We start from the raw sequence: 17,244 nt of genomic DNA on the forward strand, positions 1-17,244 counted from the left end.
CATTAAAAGTTTCTATGCTATACTGGCTTTGAAATGTGTCTCTTTTAATAGCATATATTAGCTTATTTCTTGCTTTCCCCAAAAAACAAGAGATACCCCAAAGTTAATTTCGCTCATGCGAGACGCTTTCTCCATTTCTGACGTACTCTCAGAAATGGCCCCGTTAGAAAAGGACACGAGATCTCCATCTGTTGATGGTTCTCATGTCCTTTTTATGTTTTAAAGGAGCGGCGAAATCAATCTTGCTAATCCTTCTTTCATCTTGATGATTATTCCTCGGTTTTCATACATTTCTTTTGTGAGATGCGTAGAAATTTTCGAGTCTTCAAAAAAAGCTTTTCTTACACGTGAAGCCATTCGTTCATCATAAACCAGTGTATTGACCTCAAAGTCCAAGCGAAATGAACGAACATCGATATTTGCTGAGCCAACTGAAACAATGCCACCATCGATAATCATCGTCTTTGCATGAATAAATCCATTCTCATATGTTTCGATCCTTGCTCCATACTCGATTAGCTCTGCAGCGAAAGAATACGTTGCCCAGTAAACGAGAAGATGATCTGGTTTGTTAGGTATTTGGATATGAACTTTTACGCCTGAAAGAAGAGCCAACTTCAGTGCTTCATGAATCGATCCATCCGGTATGTAATAAGGCGTTTGGATCAATATCTCCCGTTTGGCTAACGAAATCATTTTCAAATAAGTCATTTTGATTTGTTCATGTTCGGTATCTGGTCCGCTTGTCACGATTTGAACAGCTATATCACCAGTAGAGTGAATGGACGGAAAAAATTTGGGAGAATAGCCTACTTCTTTTGTATGCTGAGAATTCCAGTCCATCAAAAAACGGTTTTGCAAGGTATACACCGCTTCTCCGTAAATACGCAAATGATTGTCTCGCCAATAACCAAATTTCTTTACCAATCCTAGATATTCATTTCCAACATTGAACCCACCTGTATATCCGATTTTCCCATCAATAACTACGATTTTACGATGATTGCGATAATTGATCCGAGGATTAATATACGGAACAAATAGAGGAAAGAAAAATGCGACTTCTCCGCCTGCTTTTTTCAAATTCTGAAAAAAGCTGGAAGAAACTTGTGTGGAACCCCATGCATCAAGAAGGACTCTGACTTTTACCCCTCGTCTTGCCGCCTCTGTCAATGCATCTCGAACTTCTTCACCTAATGCATCACTGCGATAAATATAATACTGGAAGTGGATATGGTCTTCTGCCTGCTTGATATCTTCAATCAGCGCATCGAATTTTTCACGACCATCTGTAAATAAAGTGATTTCATTTTTAGTCGTATAGAGCGTACTTTCAAATACCGTGAGCATATAGATCAATTGTTTCACATCTACTTGTCCAGTAGGCGGATGAGGATAAAGCCCTCGCATCAATGCCTGTTTGTCTTCTTCAATTTCCAGGTTCTTACCGATTTTCCCTTGGATCTTCAAATCAAAGATTTTCTCTTTGGAAATCCCTCTTCCTAAAAAAATATATAAAATAAATCCTACAACTGGAATGAACATCAAAACGAGCACCCATGCCCATGTTTGAGCAGTTTCCTTTCTTTCTCGAAAAACGATGATAAAGGAAAGCAAAATATTCATAATCAAAAGGATCGTAAAAAAATTGTCAACGATAATTTTCACGGCTTCACCTCTTCTTCTACCAACTTAAGAATACCCAAGTTGTTTTTTAAAGTAAAGGGAAAAAAGCCGCTTCCTTCTATTCTCCTAGCCAATAAAAAAAGAAAGCTGGAACGAAACTGTCCAACTTTCTCATTTTATTTATATTGTGGTATTAGAATTTCAAGAAACGTCTCATAGAAATGATCGAGCCAAGTGAACCAATGATCACACCAATGCCGACCATTAAAAGATTGATTTTCCAAACGATATTTTGTGGATGAATCAATGAATAATGGGAACGTAATAATGATGGATTGATCAATTGGAAAAACCATGCATAACCAAATGTGATGATCAAAATCGGAAGAATCGCACCGATCAGACCGATCCAGCCACCTTCAAGGAAAAACGGCCAGCGAATATATCCATTTTTTGCACCGACTAAACGCATGATTTGAATTTCACGCTGTCTAGACAAAATCGTGATCCGAATCGTGTTCGAAATGAGAAACATCGCTACGAACAGCAGCAATGCCGCTGCAACTAATCCCCATGTCCGAACTGCACCAGCGATTTGGAAAATCCGATCTGAGGAAGCTCCACCGTAATCAGAACGAGAAACATTCTTCAAATCTGCTGCTTCTTCTGCTACTTGTTTTGTATAAGAAGGATCAGTAGCACTTACTACATACACATCATATAACGGGTTATTGTCACCTTCAAACAATTTCCAGGAATCACCCATTTCGTTTTGGATTTTTTTCAATTCCTGTTCTTTGCTTGAAAATTCAACTTTTTTAACATGATCTAAGTCATTCAATTCTTTTTCTAGCTTTTTCATCTCTTCGTCTTTTGTACCGATATCTACGAATACAGAGACATCAACGTTTCCTTCTATATCTTGAGCTAATTTAGTTGCGTTCATGATAACTGCCATGAATACACCGACTAAAGTCAATGTGATCGTTACCGCACTGACTGAAGCAACTGTCATCCAGCCGTTACGTTTCAAACTCTTGATACTTTCTAATAAATGGCGGAAAAAGGTTCTAATCATCGTATCCATATTCCCCTTCCGCTTGATCTCGAATAATGCGGCCGTTTTCGATAGCAATTACTCGGTGCCGAATCGTATTTACGATCGTACTGTTATGTGTAGCCATCACGACAGTAGTTCCTTGGGCATTGATCCGATCTAATAATTTCATGATTTCCCATGAGTTTTCTGGATCCAGATTTCCTGTCGGTTCATCCGCGATAAGTACTTTAGGCGTATTCACTATTGCCCGAGCAATAGAGACACGTTGCTGTTCCCCACCGGATAATTCGCTAGGAAAGACTCGAACTTTGTGTTTCAAACCAACAAGGTCCAGCACTTCCATTACTCGTTTTTTGATATCCCGAGGTTTTCTGCCGATAACTTGCATAGCGTACGCAACATTTTCATATACTGTTTTTCTTGGTAATAATTTATAGTCTTGGAACACCACGCCGATTTCTCTGCGTAGATAAGGAACTTCGCGGTTTTTGATTGCTATTAGATCATGACCTGCGACGTTCAAAGTTCCTTTTGAAGCTTTTTCTTCTCGATACATCAATTTGATGAATGTAGATTTACCGGCTCCAGACGGACCAACCACATAGACAAACTCTCCTTGTTCGATGACAATTGAGAGATTGCGGATAGCGGTCGTACCATTTGAGTACTTCTTCATTACATCCTTCATTTCAATCATGGCGTTCTCTCCATATCTTTTTCAGTCTTTAGCTATTATAGCATGGCAATGTTTCAACATGCTTGCAAAATCTTACAATTTTATTTCAATTTAACAATGGGTTCTTATTGTAGATGCATTTTTAAATAGCCGTCAATAAATAAATCAAGGTCACCGTCCATAACTGCTTGGACATTTCCTGTCTCTACGTTTGTCCGATGGTCTTTTACCATAGAATATGGATGGAAAACATAAGAACGGATCTGTGAACCCCAGCCGATTTCTTTTTGTTCTCCTCGAAGTGCAGCTGCTTCTTGTTCTTTCTTTTCCACTTCTAATTGATAAAGCTTAGCTTTTAACATCCCCATCGCTTGCTCACGGTTTTTCAATTGTGAACGTTGTGCCTGACTAGCTACTACTGTTCCTGTAGGCAAGTGAGTGATCCGTACAGCAGATTCTGTTTTATTGATGTGCTGACCACCTGCACCACTTGCTCGGTACGTATCGATTTTCAAATCATCTGGATTGATTTCTATATCGATCGTTTCATCAAGCTCTGGCATCACATCTACCGAACAAAAAGAAGTATGACGTCGTTTCGCTGAGTCAAAAGGCGAGATACGTACAAGGCGATGAACACCTTTTTCTGATTTCAGATAACCAAATGCGTTGTGTCCTTTGATCAGTAGGGTCACACTCTTGATTCCTGCTTCATCACCTGCTTGATAATCTAGTGTCTCTACTTGATACCCATGCTGCTCTGCCCAGCGTGTATACATACGTAAAAGCATACTGCCCCAATCTTGGGACTCCGTTCCGCCAGCCCCTGGATGCAATTCAACGATGGCGTTGTTTCGATCATAAGGACCATCTAACAACATAGATAATTCATATGTCTTCATTTTTTCATCTAGCGCATTGATACGTGTTTCTGCTTCTTCTTGCATGGCTGCATCAGGTTCTTCCTGCAACATCTCCACCATCAATTCGATTTCTTCCAGTTCTTCAGCAAGAGAATGGAATTGATCATAAGTTTCTTTATTTGCATTGTTTTCACTGATCACTTTTTGAGCAGCTTCGCTATCATCCCAAAAACCAGGTTCAGCCATTTTTGCTTCTGCTTCCGCAATGTCTTCTTCCAGCTGGTCTAAGTCAAAGAGACCTCCTGAAGCTTGTGACCTTTTCCTGCATTTCTGTCAGGAGATTTCGAATTTCGGATATTTCCATGTTTTTTCCTTCTTTCACTATACTTTTTTCATTATATCTAGTCTAACAGAATCAGCAAATAACAGAAAGAAGGTGAGACGAATTCTTAAAAAAAGAATTTGTCTCACCAATCCTGCTGTCAGAAATTAGTTTGCATTTTTTCCATGACAGTTCTTATATTTTTTCCCGCTTCCACAAGGACAAGGATCATTTCTTCCGACCTTGTTCACATGGATTGGCTGTTTTTTCGCGCTAGTATTACTATTTTCTTTGGCATCTCCGTCTTCTGAGTGAGAAGCTGTTCCTTGAGAAACCTGTTCACGCTGTACGTTTTGACGGATCTCAGCTTTCATAAAGATTCGAGTGACTTCATACTCGATGGCGCCTACCATATCTTCAAACATCTTATAGCCTTCTGTTTGATATTCGACTAATGGATTGTTCTGTCCATAAGCACGTAAGCCGATTGACTGACGTAATTGATCCATTGCATCAATATGGTCTGTCCATTTAGAGTCCACAACACGCAAGATCACGACTTTTTCAAATTCCAACAGTTGCTCTGGACCATTTAGTTGAGCCGCTTTGGTATTAAATACTTCTTGTGCTCGTTCGTTTAGATACTCTTTGATCTCCTGAGCTGTTTTTCCTTCGATATCTGCAAGAGTAATACTATCTTCATGGACAAGAGTACTGCCGGCAAAATCGATGATACTTTCCAAATTCCAATTTTCTTTCTCTAATTGTGTATGCGCATCTACTACACGACTGATTGTCCGTTTGACCATGTTCATTAGTGGCTTGGATAAGCTTTTTTCTTCCATGATTACTTCTTGTCGCTGTTTATAGATTACTTCACGTTGTTCACGCATCACATCATCGTATTGTAAGACGTTTTTACGTGTGTCATAGTTATTTCCTTCTACACGTTTTTGTGCAGATTCTACTTGTTTCGTCAGCATCTTGCTTTGGATAACAGCATCTTCCTCACCGATCTTCATCCGATCTAAGAAAGATTTGATTCGTTCTGAACCGAATCGTTTCATCAAATCATCTTCCAATGACAAGTAGAACTGTGACATACCAGGGTCTCCTTGACGTCCTGCACGTCCTCGAAGCTGGTTATCGATACGACGAGATTCATGTCGTTCTGTCCCGATAACTGCTAGACCACCAAGTTCTCTTACCCCAAGTCCTAACTTGATATCTGTTCCCCGACCAGCCATGTTGGTAGCAATCGTCACAGCACCTTTTTGACCAGCATTCATGATGATCTCTGCTTCTTTAAAGTGATTTTTCGCATTCAGCACTTCATGAGGAATACGTTCTTGATTCAGCATATCTGATAATAACTCAGATGTTTCAACCGCAACAGTTCCGACTAACACAGGTTGACCTTTGCGGTAGCGATCTTTGATATCTTGCACGACAGCGTGGAACTTGCTTTGTAATGTTGGGTAAAGCAAATCTGGACGATCATCACGGATAACCGGACGATTTGTCGGAATCTGGTATACTTGGATGTTATAAATTTCTCTGAATTCTTCTTCTTCTGTTTTAGCTGTACCAGTCATTCCCGCAAGTTTCTTGTACATACGGAAATAGTTCTGGAAAGTGATCGTCGCCATGGTTTTCGTTTCGTCTTCGATCTCTACGCCTTCTTTAGCTTCGATTGCTTGGTGAAGTCCATCTGAATAACGGCGTCCATCCATGATCCGACCAGTGAACTGGTCAACAATCAGTACTTTTCCGTCTTGGACAACATAATCGATATCTAAAAGCATGATATAGTTGGCTCTCAATGCTTGATCCAAGTGATGGGTCAATGCAGTATTTTCAATGTCGTATAAGTTATCCAAACCGAATGTTTCTTCTGCTTTTTCGATCCCTGCTTCGGTTAAACTGATTGTTTTTGATTGTACATCGATTTTATAATCTTCTTCTTCTTTCAAACGTTTCACGAAGTTGTCTGCTCTTGTATATAAAGCTGTGGATTTTTCTGCTTGCCCTGAAATGATCAGCGGCGTTCTCGCTTCATCAATCAAGATTGAGTCAACTTCATCGACAATGGCATAATTCAGCGGACGTTGTACCATTTGATGGCGGTAAACGACCATATTGTCTCTCAAGTAGTCAAATCCTAATTCATTATTCGTACTATAAGTGATATCACAATTATAAGCCTCGCGTTTTTCATCCGAAGATTTTGAGTTGATATTCAACCCCACTGTTAATCCTAAGAAATTATAAAGTTCGCCCATTTCCGTCGAGTCACGGGTTGCTAAATATTCATTGACGGTAACTACGTGTACCCCTTCGCCAGTCAGAGCATTTAGATATACTGGCATCGTTGCGGTCAAGGTTTTACCTTCACCAGTACGCATTTCAGGGATATTTCCATCGTGAAGCACGATTCCACCCATCAATTGTACGTGGTATGGATATAAACCTAATACACGTTTTGCTGCTTCTCGGACGACTGCAAAAGCTTCCGGAAGTAATTGATCTAATGTTTCTCCTTTTTGGTATCTGCCCTTGAATTCAGCAGTTTTTGCCTGTAATTGTTCATCAGTTAATGCTGCCATTTGGTCAGCGTATGCTTCAACTTTTTTTGCAATGCTATCTAAACGTTTTAGTTCTTTCTTATCGTTTTCGATAAGTGAACGAATCAAATTGGCCATGCGTTGTGTAATCTCCTTTTCCTTCTGTGTATTATCCAGACTATGTAGACTTTACTTTTCATTTTATCATTAGTTATAGATAATTGAAATATCTTAAGCGTATTAAAGTAAGAACTTCATAATTTATTCATATTTCATCTAAAAGAGGAGGAAACTCAAAAAAACTTGCGGCAGCTGTCAGTAGCTGCTGCAAGTTTTCGTTGTTATTTAAGTAAGGCTGATCAGTCTGTTTCAATCAGTCCGTATTTTCCATCTTTACGGCGGTAAACGATACTTGTACCATTTGTTTCTGCATCTTCAAAAATAAAGAAGTTATGTCCCAGCATGTTCATTTGCAAGACTGCTTCTTCACTATCCATTGGTTTCAATGAAAGGCGTTTCGTACGTACGATATCTAATTCAGAATCATTTTCGTTTTCGTCCTCTTCATTGAATAAAGCAGCAGCATTTGCAGTATTCATGCCCGTTTCACGGGATTTACGATTAATTTTTGTTTTGAATTTGCGGATTTGGCGTTCCAATTTGTCAACAACCAAATCGATACTTGCGTATAAATCTGGAGAAGTTTCTTCGGCACGTAATACAAGATAAGGTAATGGGATCGTTACTTCCACTTTTGCTGTTTTTTCTGTATAAACTTTTAAGTTCACATGCGCCGTTGCATCGGGTGCGTCACTGAAATAGCGTTCTAGTTTGCCTACTTTTTTCTCAACGTAGTCGCGAATCGCTTCAGTTACTTCGATATTTTCGCCGCGTACATTATATCTAAACATAAAAATTACCCCTTTCGTCTACCACAATCAAGAAGGAGAAGGACCACTCTTTCCCTCTTCTTAATTCTATTATATCGAACTCTAGGTTATTTGCAAATTAAATCGCTATCAAATTTCCACATCTAATTCATCTCGCCAAAGAAATAGTTCGGATGATTTTCGGCTGTGCGATCTGCAAACAATCTGCTGCGTGGAAAAGAGTCTGTCCTGTTGTATAGACATCATCAATAATCAATATTTTTTTATTTTGTATCTTAGAAAAGGTGACTGCAAGTTCAAAAGGTTGAGGCATCTCCAATCTTTCCTTTCGCGTGTTTTTTGCTTGAGCCAGCAGATGCTTCTCTCTTTTGAGTAGCATCTGAAAAGGAATTCTTGCTGCTTTCAACATCTCGCTTACTTGATTGAATCCTCTTTCTGTTCGCCTTTTTTCAGATAAAGGTATTGGACAATAGATGTATGTCGGGTATTCTTTTTTTATCTGCGTCCATTTATATGCAAAGGTGCCTGCTAGTCGGATATCTCCCATAAACTTGTATTGATTGAGCCAGGCCTTCATATTTTCATCGTACACAAAAAAGGCACGGTGCTGAAAATCATAGGTCGGATATTTCTTCTTCCATTCTTGACAGTCACTGCAGTAAACGGGGATAGAATTTACTTTCTTTTTCGTACTCTCTAGATTGAAATGGATTGGTTTTTGACAGCCAGAACAGCCTCTTGTTTCCAATAAATGAAATTGTGCGCGACAAACTGAACAAGTCTGAGGTAATCTGTATTTCGAAACACCAATAATCTCGCTGAATGTTAAATTTTGGACGATATCTTTACTGCAGCAACTGCACCTCACAGTATCTTCTTCCCTTCTTCATTCATTTCTTTGATTTCCTGACAAGCTTTTCGAATAGCTGCAGTTTTTTCTTCATAGAAAAAATATACTTGACTGTTCGTATAAGGCCCTTTACGATCGGCTCTTCCTGCGATTTGTACCAAAGAAGATTTAGTAAAAACCGGATGATCCGCTCCTAAAACGATAACGGATATTCTTTCAAATGTGACTCCACGTTCAAGGATCATCGTGGTTAACAGTATGTCATATTTTGCTTCTCGCATTTTCTGGACTTTTTCCGCCCGCTGATTGTCTCTTGAAGAAACATCTGTGATCTCATATCTCGGAAGAGCCTCTTGAAGTGTGGCTTTCAAACGATGCATCATCGTGATACTTGGACAAAATAAAAGGATATGGTTTTCTTTAATTAATTGATGAATGATCCGCACCAAAGATTTTATCTTCTTCTTGTTCTTGCATTTTTGTCGCCAATTATTCATGAAAACCAAGACGGGTTCAGGAAGCAAACGCCGATGAAAGCGTAAAGCAAGTTTGTGGATGTCAAACGTCTGCTTGATCTCCTTTAGTAACTTTTTATCAGGTGTGGCACTTAAGTAGATGAATCGTCCGTCTGGTTTAATCGCTGTTTGCACAGCATGAGCTAATCCTGCATCCCCGTTATAAGGAAACGCATCGATCTCATCGATCACTATTAAATCAAAGGACCGATAAAAACGGTATAGCTGATGAATCGTACAGATAACAAAAGAAGTAAAGGTATAAGCCGTTGCTGTATTCCCATGGAGCAACGTGATTTTTTCTTCTGGAAAAACATAACGATAGCGTAAAAACAATTCATTACAAACATCGACTCGCGGTGTACAAATCGCTACTCTTCCTCCAGCTTTTAAAGTTTCCACTAAAATAGGATAAAGCATCTCTGTTTTCCCTGCACCTGTTACAGCCCAAATAAGATGATGTCTTTTTTCTGAATGGCAAAGTATTCTCTTTGAGATTTCCGTTTGTTTTTCAGTAAGCTGTCCTGTCCAAAAAAAAGACGACTTCTCGAGGTTTTGCTTCAGGCTGATCAAACAAATATAAATCTTGTTGAGTGTCGCATCGCCCTAAATATAGACAATGTGTACAAAAATAACCGTAATCTGCAAGCTGTCCATCAATGACGGACGTTCTCATTCCACAGCGATGACAAAGAATCCAGTTGCTCAAACGTTCCACTGCTGCGATCTTCTCATAATTTGGTAAATTTACCTCCTCACAGTCTATTGCTTTAATATCTCTCGTCAGAAGCCTTCTACCCCAAAAATGATTCATATTATTCGCCCTAAAAAAATATACGAAAAAACAAGCGATCTATTTTTTGGATCGCTTGTTCGATAGTTATACTGTTCTATTTATTCACCTATGAGCGTGATTGCTTGATCTAACACTTTTTCGCCATTCATCATACCATAATCAGCCATATTGATGACATCTAAAGGAATGCCTTTTGGTTCCAGACGTTTCTCAAAATCAGCTTTCATAAAGCGAACTTGTGGGCCTAATAACAACACATCCACGTCTTTATTTGCAAGATTGTTATCTGCGTCAGAAGCGGACACAGCGAAAATATCAGAGTCGATTCCTTTTGCTTCAGCAGCTTTTTGCATTTTTGTTACTAGTAAACTTGTGCTCATACCAGCCGAACATACAAGCATGATTGTTTTTTTAGCCATACTTTTCTCTCCTTTTTAAAACAAACTACGCAAACGTTTTCTTCGCGTCTGTTACTCTATTATATAAAAAGAAAGAAATTTGTCAACGTTTTCTAAACGCGGTTTATTTAATCAAATAGCCAACTAGATTTCACTAATTTATTGAACACGACATATTCTTTGTCCAAATTGATGACAACTACTTCATAGCCTGCATTTATCCAGCCATAGGCACCTTTTTCAGGGTGTTTATAATCATTTGCCCACCAATCTGTACTTTCCCTTGCTGTTTTGGGAAGTCCGTTACTGGGAAACAGCAGTTCGTCAAATTGGGTAAAGGTCAACGTTACTTGAGAGCCGCCATTGTTCTTCAAATAATGCGTAATTGCATCGTACTTTTTCATTCGTTCCTGCATCCCCAGATCCACCTGCCTTTGTCTTTATTATCGCATACTACAGCAATTGCGCAACCGTTACAGTGTTGAAACAACCTAGAACTTTATTTATACTGAATAAAGAAAATGAAAAAAGAGGTGACAAGATGATCGAGCGCTATCGTACAATAAAAGAAAATGGACAAAGTGAGATCGAGATCAAAAAATCACGCTTTATCTGTTCTCTTAGACGAATAGAATCAGAGGACGAAGCAAAAAGTTTCATTCAAGAAATAAAAAAAGAACATTGGAAAGCGAACCATAACTGCAGCGCCTTCATCATTGGAGAAAAAAATGAAATCCAGCGAAGCAGCGATGATGGAGAACCAAGTGGAACGGCGGGCATACCGATGTTGGAAGTCCTCAAAAAAAATCAACTGATCAATGTAGCTGCAGTAGTCACTCGATATTTTGGAGGAACGAAACTCGGCACAGGCGGATTAATACGAGCATACACTCATGCGGTCTCTCAAGCATTGTCTGACATTGGAATCGTAGAAGGTACCTTGCAACAGGAGATCTCTGTGATGATCACGTATCCGCAACTAGGAAAATTACAGAATTATCTTGAACTCCAACATTTTTTTATAAAAGAAATCCAATATACTGATCAAGTTAGCGTCATCTGTGCTGTAGATGAAAAAAGTGCTGACCACTTTAAAGAATCCATCATTGAGCTGCTGAACGGACAAGTCCAATTTGAAGAGGGTCCTGTTTCTTATCACGAGCAACTGGTAACTGATCATATATAAAAACAGGTGATTCTGATTCTCTTTTATTTCTAATACGGAATCAGGGATCACCTGTTTTTTATTTTTCCAAATAAAACTCAAAACGATTTCCTACGTATTGCGTACGCACATACTCAAACGGCGTACCGTCTTCAAAATAAGAAATCTGGCGCAAACGAAGAACTGCATCTCCTCGTTTTACCTCTAAATAGTCAGCAATTTTCTCAGAAGCCAACACAGCAGTAATCGTTTGATTCGCTGGACCGATCTTTTTCCCGCCTTTTTCTTCTAGCGTGCGATACAACGATTCAGTAATCTCTGCTTTGCTGTAGCCATCGATCAGCTTTTGTGGCACACTGGCAACTTCAAAACAAATAGGGACATCATCTGCGAAACGAATACGTTCCATTCGCAAGATCGTGTCATCTTTACTCAAGTTTAGTTTTTCCATTTCACTTGAGCTTGGCGAAGTCAAGAAATAAGAGATTGTCCGACTAGACGGTACTCGATTTTGTGATTCCATAATTTCTGTAAAACTTGTTGCACCAGACATTTTTTCTTGTACTTTTTCTCGTGCAACATATGTACCCGAACCGATCTTTCTTTCTAAGATTCCTTCATCTGCCAAGTTTTGAATTGCTTGTCTCAACGTCATACGGCTGACATTGAATTTCACTGCTAATTCTCTTTCTGAAGGAAGACGGTCTCCGACTTTCCATATACCTTGTTCGATTTCATTTTTTAATTGGTCATGAATCTGTATATATACAGGTAATTGATTCGACATAACGTACACCCGTCCTTTCGTTTCTTCTATTATAACTGGTATATACCTGATTCACAACTGAAAAAGATAAAGGTTTCTATCCATCAACAGAGGATTTAGACACACATCGTTCTTCCTACTCCTATTGTCAGAAACAATTTTTTAGATATGTCCAACCTAGAAAATAACAAAAGACCCTAAAATCGATGAAAATGCCGACTTATGGATCTTTTGTTATTATTAGCGGTTTTTAGCCATCCATTTTTTTGTATGATTCGTTGGGCGTTTTGATTTTACCCGGACCGCTTTTCCGCCTTTTTTCGGAATATTCACTTCAATATTGTATTTTTCTGATTTGACCAAATCATATAACTTTTCAGCTGCTTCGTCTACTTTTTCTTTCCATTTCATGTGGATCCCTCCAATTCTTGTAGTTAACTTAACTCTATCTTAAATCAGCAGAATCTTCAAGGAACAAGGTAGCAAAGCAAAAAAAAGAGCTCTCGAACTAACGAGAGCTTACGATTGTGGTATACTGGGGTAGCTGGATTCGAACCAACGCATGAGGGAGTCAAAGTCCCTTGCCTTACCGCTTGGCTATACCCCAATGAAATGGAGGAGAGTGGATTCGAACCACTGAACCCTAAGGAACGGATTTACAGTCCGTCGCGTTTAGCCACTTCGCTACTCCTCCGAAAGGTTTGTATCAACCTGACTTAGTTATAATACCTAATTTTCCAGATTTTTGCAACCCTTTATTGAAAGTTTTTTTGATATTTTTTTATTCGTGCAGATTCCAGTGTCGAATCACTGTTTCTATCGCATTTTCAAGACTTTTTTCTTTTCCAAAATCTTCTTCACCAAAGAAAATTTCATATTCTTTTGGTCCATAGGCTAAGATCTCACCAATCATTTTTTTCCCTATAAATAACTGAGTGACTTCATAATTCTTACCTTTGATATCTTTTTTCACTTCTTCTATACGCACTTCAATATCTTTATTTTTTTTTGACATCATTTTCACCTCTCAGATATTTTATCATACTGCAGCAAATAAAACATTCCTTAGGTAAAAATCTCCTATTCATTTCATTCACTTCTTTTATGCAAGCTGCACCTTCTCTAAAGCTCTTAATTCTCCCCTTGACGTACAGCGAGATAGTTTGCTGCTGCACCTACAAGATTAGCATCGTTTCTGTATTCACATAATAAAATCTGCGGTTCGAAATCATGCAGATCGAATTGTTCTGTCAGCTTCTTCATTCGGCTTTTGATCTCATCAATGAGCCCTTCTTTTGCAGAAACCCCGCCGCCTAATACGATCACTTCTGGATCAAACGAAAATTGAATACTGAATAATCCCTTTGTAAGATACGTATAAAAACTCTCAACTTCTTCTTTTGCTATTGCATCTCCAGTTTCTGCTAATTCAAAGACATCTTTTCCGGTATAAGCATTTTTATCGAGACCTTTGCGTTCACAATAACGCCAAGCCATCTGTACCGCTGTACCAAGTTTACTGAATGTCTTATCGCCATTTAAGAACATCAACCCAAATTCTCCACCGTAAAGATGTGCCCCTTTATTGATTTGTCCTTTCGTGAACAACGCCCCGCCAATCCCAGTTCCTGCCACAACAAAAGCAACATCTTGATAATCGCGGGCAGCACCTTCATAAAATTCAGCCATTCCGGCACAGTTGGCGTCATTTTCAATCGTTACTGGAAGTTGAAACAGAGTTTCCAAATCTCGGAAAATATTAAATCCATGAATATAAGGAATCGCACTGATTCCCTCAATCACCTGTTTCTCATTATTCACTACTCCAGGAGAGCTGATTCCAATTCCTTCGACTTCAAAAGAAACGAGTATTTTTTTATAAACTTGAAATAATTGCGCTTTCATTTCTTCCCAAGATTCAGGCGTTGCAAATTGTCCCTTACCTTTAATCTCTTTGCCATCCCAACAACCATATTTGACAGCCGATCCACCAAAATCAAAAACTAATATTCCCATAAAAATATTCTCCTTTTTGTTTGCTAAAGCTATTGTAATGTATCTATTTAGCATTTGAAAGCATTTTCTTGAATTGAAATTTTATTAGTTAAAGCTATTTTTAGGTAAGTGAATTGCTAAAATCACTTGATCCCTTAATTGATCTCCATTTTCAAAAATGGGCTCAGAGTAATGATGGATAAAATAGTCTTTGACTCGACCAATCTCCACATAGCCCATTTTTTGATAGAGATGTAACGCCGCACTGCTAGTACTGCCGGTTCGTATGATGATCTGAGTTTGACTGGAAGCGAGTTGTGAAAGCTTCTGAAAAGCTGTCTCAAGTAATTTTCCGCCAATCCCCTTTCCTTGATACGTTGGGGTTACTGCTACATTGACGATTTCGTATTCTTTTTCCCTTGCCACATAGATCAGTACACCTATTGTTTTTTCTTTTTCTTTCCATATCCAGCCACTCCCTCTGGAAACATATACTTGAACTTTTTCTTTATCAGGATCTGCATCTAATAACAAGGACCATGGTAAATCTTTCTTGTTTAGTTCTTCGATCATTTTTTGTCCCCCATATAAGTAGTTGCGGAGTTGTTACTTTGACAATAAATTTCCTCTTTTTCTTTATCGCTCAGTGCTAGCCGTATTTTTCACAACCTTTTTTTTGACGGTGTTCAAAATCCAACACTTCGGCAATAACTCACAATTTTGCAAAATATAAGAAGCTATTTTCCAAATTGTTTCTTTATCGCTCAGTGCTACCCGTATTTTTCACAACCTTTTTATAATCTGGTTCTTTTTTATCTTTCTTATTTCGCGTTAATCGGAATGTCAATGGTACATAATCGATACCGCCTTTGACAAAAGGATGACAGCGTAAGATCCGTGCAGTCCCCATTACCGTCCCTTTTAGCGCGCCATGGGTTTGAATTGCTTTTATCATATAATTGGAACAGGTTGGGTAATAACGGCAGCTAGGTGGAAATGCAGGCGAAATAAAGCGCTGATATCCTCTAACTAAATAAATCAATATCTTCTTCATCAATTAGATTCCTTCTTTTCTTTTACTAAAAAAAGGGATCGCGACTAACGTCAACGTTCCCTTCTGTTTTCTTTTATCATGTTCTGCTTCATGGCTCACTTCATATCGACTAGAACCACTGTGATTCTTATTTATCAATGAAAAAAGTCTCGAATATGAATCCACAAACTTGGCTGAAATACTTTAAATGGATTGCCGCCACCGATGACACCATATCCGATCATCGTTCCGGCCACAAAAAGAAGGATAAGCAATAAGATCACCATTAAAATCTTTATCAAAGTTAATAAGATATATCGTTGGTTACTCATTCAGCCACTTCCTTAAGCAATCGTTTGTGCTGTTTTTTCAGCAGAAGTTTGATCCATGTCTACACGTTCAACGTCTGCACCTAATTGCTGTAGTTTGATATGGAAATTATAATATCCACGGTCTAGATAATTCAAGTTACGCACACGTGTGATTCCATTTGCTTTCAAGCCAGCTAAAACTAATGCTGCTGCTGCCCGCAAGTCTGTTGCATATACTTCTGCACCTTGCAATTCATGGTTTCCATCCATGATTGCTACATTTCCGTCGATTTTGACATGAGCGTTCATACGGCGCATCTCTTCTAAATGTTGGAAACGATTTTCAAACACTGTTTCAGTCACTACACTTGTACCTTCTGCAACTAATTGGATAGCTGTCATTTGAGCTTGCATATCTGTAGGGAAACCAGGATGAGGCATCGTTTTTACATCTGTAGGTAAGATATGTTTTGGTCCGATGACACGGACTCCGCCTTCTTCTTCAATGATTTCTGCACCCATTTCGATCAATTTAGAAATCAATGGGCGGTTATGTTCAGAGATAGCATCTGCAATCAGCACATTGCCTTGTGTCATTGCAGCAGCAACCATAAAGGTACCTGCTTCGATACGATCTTGTACGATTGAGTGGTTGACTGCATGTAAATGATCCACGCCTTCAATACGCATTGTTTCAGTACCAGCTCCATAGACTTGAGCGCCCATTTTATTCAAAATGTTTGCTAAATCAACGATTTCTGGTTCGCGAGCTACGTTTTCAATGATGGTTGTTCCTTTTGCTTTTACGGCAGCCATCATGATATTTTGAGTAGCACCTACACTAGGGAAATCTAAATAAATCGTGTTACCGATCAATTCATCCGCAATTGCTTCGATATAGCCGTTTTTTTGAATAATTTTTGCTCCTAAAGCTTGAAATCCTTTTAAATGCAAATCGATTGGTCGTTTACCAATCGCACATCCACCAGGCATAGCTACTTTTGCATGTCCATTTCTGGCAAGTAGCGGACCCATCACAACGATTGAAGCACGCATTTGACTAACATACTCATAAGGCGCTTCGATTTCTAATTGTCTTGAAGCGTCGATTGTTACTTGATTCTTTTGTTCATCAAAATCTACATCTACGTTTAAGTGACGAATCACTTGATTCATAGTGAAGACATCAGAAAGAATCGGAACGTTGTCTAATGTCGTAATACCTTCTTCTGCTAACAAACTAGCAGCTAAAATAGGCAAAACAGCATTTTTAGCTCCTTCAATTCTTACTGTTCCATTTAATTGATTGCCACCTCTTACGATGATCTCTTCCATGTTGTTCCCTCCAAAAAATTCCAATGAGCATACACTTACTCAAAATCTTTTCTATTATAACATCCTTGCTTTTAAAATA

The 17,244-nt window shown here is 38.7% G+C and carries 18 protein-coding genes, 2 tRNA genes and 1 pseudogene; 1 reads left to right on the forward strand and 20 read right to left on the reverse strand.

The annotated features are described in order from the left end of the window. Positions 1-219 precede the first annotated feature (219 nt). From cls to ACIFUW_RS10040, 10 genes and pseudogenes are all read right to left on the reverse strand, one after another. Entirely contained in the window at positions 220-1,668 is a 1,449-nt protein-coding gene (gene cls, locus ACIFUW_RS09995) for a cardiolipin synthase (protein ID WP_002296589.1), read from the reverse strand. 151 nt (positions 1,669-1,819) lie between these two features. Next, complete coding sequence (gene ftsX / locus ACIFUW_RS10000) at positions 1,820-2,704, reverse strand: permease-like cell division protein FtsX (protein WP_002294981.1); 885 nt, start codon at positions 2,702-2,704, stop codon at positions 1,820-1,822. Beyond that, positions 2,697-3,383, reverse strand: a complete 687-nt coding sequence (gene ftsE / locus ACIFUW_RS10005; RefSeq protein ID WP_002292768.1) for a cell division ATP-binding protein FtsE — start codon at positions 3,381-3,383, stop codon at positions 2,697-2,699. Before ftsE ends, ftsX begins: the two co-directional genes overlap by 8 nt. Positions 3,384-3,487: 104 nt before the next feature. Continuing rightward, positions 3,488-4,589 (reverse strand): peptide chain release factor 2 gene (prfB, locus tag ACIFUW_RS10010; protein ID WP_096948712.1). Its coding sequence is split into 2 segments (ribosomal slippage): positions 3,488-4,516 and positions 4,518-4,589, totalling 1,101 coding nucleotides; the frame shifts between segments, so codons are not numbered across the junction. 125 nt (positions 4,590-4,714) lie between these two features. Continuing rightward, positions 4,715-7,249, reverse strand: coding sequence for a preprotein translocase subunit SecA (gene secA / locus ACIFUW_RS10015; RefSeq protein WP_103021687.1), 2,535 nt, complete (start codon positions 7,247-7,249; stop codon positions 4,715-4,717). A 221-nt stretch (positions 7,250-7,470) separates the two neighbouring features. Next, a complete protein-coding gene (gene hpf, locus ACIFUW_RS10020; RefSeq protein ID WP_002289771.1) occupies positions 7,471-8,022 on the reverse strand; it encodes a ribosome hibernation-promoting factor, HPF/YfiA family in 552 nt (183 codons plus the stop codon). A 127-nt stretch (positions 8,023-8,149) separates the two neighbouring features. Further along, on the reverse strand, positions 8,150-8,869 hold the full coding sequence (locus ACIFUW_RS10025; protein WP_002304587.1) for a ComF family protein: 720 nt from the start codon (positions 8,867-8,869) through the stop codon (positions 8,150-8,152). Then, positions 8,866-10,180 (reverse strand): annotated as a pseudogene (locus ACIFUW_RS10030) (DEAD/DEAH box helicase family protein). The gene ACIFUW_RS10025 and the pseudogene ACIFUW_RS10030 overlap by 4 nt, the downstream one beginning before the upstream one ends. Before the next feature lie 80 nt (positions 10,181-10,260). Beyond that, positions 10,261-10,581, reverse strand: coding sequence for a PTS sugar transporter subunit IIB (locus ACIFUW_RS10035; protein WP_002292778.1), 321 nt, complete (start codon positions 10,579-10,581; stop codon positions 10,261-10,263). A 107-nt stretch (positions 10,582-10,688) separates the two neighbouring features. Further along, positions 10,689-10,976, reverse strand: coding sequence for a DUF7662 domain-containing protein (locus ACIFUW_RS10040; RefSeq protein WP_002294988.1), 288 nt, complete (start codon positions 10,974-10,976; stop codon positions 10,689-10,691). Positions 10,977-11,101: 125 nt separating this feature from the next. On the opposite strand from ACIFUW_RS10040, the gene ACIFUW_RS10045 reads away from it, so the two are divergent. Then, positions 11,102-11,746 carry a YigZ family protein gene (locus ACIFUW_RS10045; RefSeq protein WP_002304585.1) on the forward strand — a complete coding sequence of 215 codons (645 nt, stop codon included), beginning with the start codon at positions 11,102-11,104 and terminating at the stop codon, positions 11,744-11,746. Positions 11,747-11,804: 58 nt separating this feature from the next. On the opposite strand, the gene ACIFUW_RS10050 is transcribed toward ACIFUW_RS10045, so the two are convergent. The 10 genes from ACIFUW_RS10050 to murA form a co-directional block, all read right to left on the reverse strand. Continuing rightward, positions 11,805-12,512, reverse strand: coding sequence for a GntR family transcriptional regulator (locus tag ACIFUW_RS10050; RefSeq protein ID WP_002292782.1), 708 nt, complete (start codon positions 12,510-12,512; stop codon positions 11,805-11,807). A gap of 219 nt (positions 12,513-12,731) precedes the next feature. After that, positions 12,732-12,902, reverse strand: coding sequence for a hypothetical protein (locus tag ACIFUW_RS10055; protein WP_002288995.1), 171 nt, complete (start codon positions 12,900-12,902; stop codon positions 12,732-12,734). A gap of 124 nt (positions 12,903-13,026) precedes the next feature. Continuing rightward, positions 13,027-13,098, reverse strand: a tRNA-Gln gene (locus ACIFUW_RS10060). Between the two features lie 6 nt (positions 13,099-13,104). Next, a tRNA-Tyr gene (locus tag ACIFUW_RS10065) sits at positions 13,105-13,185 on the reverse strand. Positions 13,186-13,272: 87 nt separating this feature from the next. Continuing rightward, positions 13,273-13,509: a DUF2969 domain-containing protein gene (locus ACIFUW_RS10070; protein ID WP_002316425.1), complete on the reverse strand. Its 237-nt coding sequence runs from the start codon at positions 13,507-13,509 to the stop codon at positions 13,273-13,275. 113 nt (positions 13,510-13,622) lie between these two features. Further along, complete coding sequence (locus ACIFUW_RS10075) at positions 13,623-14,507, reverse strand: ROK family protein (protein WP_002288998.1); 885 nt, start codon at positions 14,505-14,507, stop codon at positions 13,623-13,625. Positions 14,508-14,591: 84 nt separating this feature from the next. Next, entirely contained in the window at positions 14,592-15,059 is a 468-nt protein-coding gene (locus tag ACIFUW_RS10080) for a GNAT family N-acetyltransferase (RefSeq protein WP_002294994.1), read from the reverse strand. Positions 15,060-15,243: 184 nt separating this feature from the next. Beyond that, positions 15,244-15,540 carry a membrane protein insertion efficiency factor YidD gene (yidD, locus tag ACIFUW_RS10085; protein ID WP_002289000.1) on the reverse strand — a complete coding sequence of 99 codons (297 nt, stop codon included), beginning with the start codon at positions 15,538-15,540 and terminating at the stop codon, positions 15,244-15,246. A 134-nt stretch (positions 15,541-15,674) separates the two neighbouring features. Then, entirely contained in the window at positions 15,675-15,851 is a 177-nt protein-coding gene (locus ACIFUW_RS10090; RefSeq protein ID WP_002289019.1) for a DNA-directed RNA polymerase subunit beta, read from the reverse strand. A gap of 12 nt (positions 15,852-15,863) precedes the next feature. Beyond that, complete coding sequence (gene murA, locus ACIFUW_RS10095; protein WP_002289003.1) at positions 15,864-17,165, reverse strand: UDP-N-acetylglucosamine 1-carboxyvinyltransferase; 1,302 nt, start codon at positions 17,163-17,165, stop codon at positions 15,864-15,866. Between the last annotated feature and the right edge of the window lie 79 nt (positions 17,166-17,244).

Source organism: Enterococcus sp. PLH-Efm8, assembly GCF_053011625.1.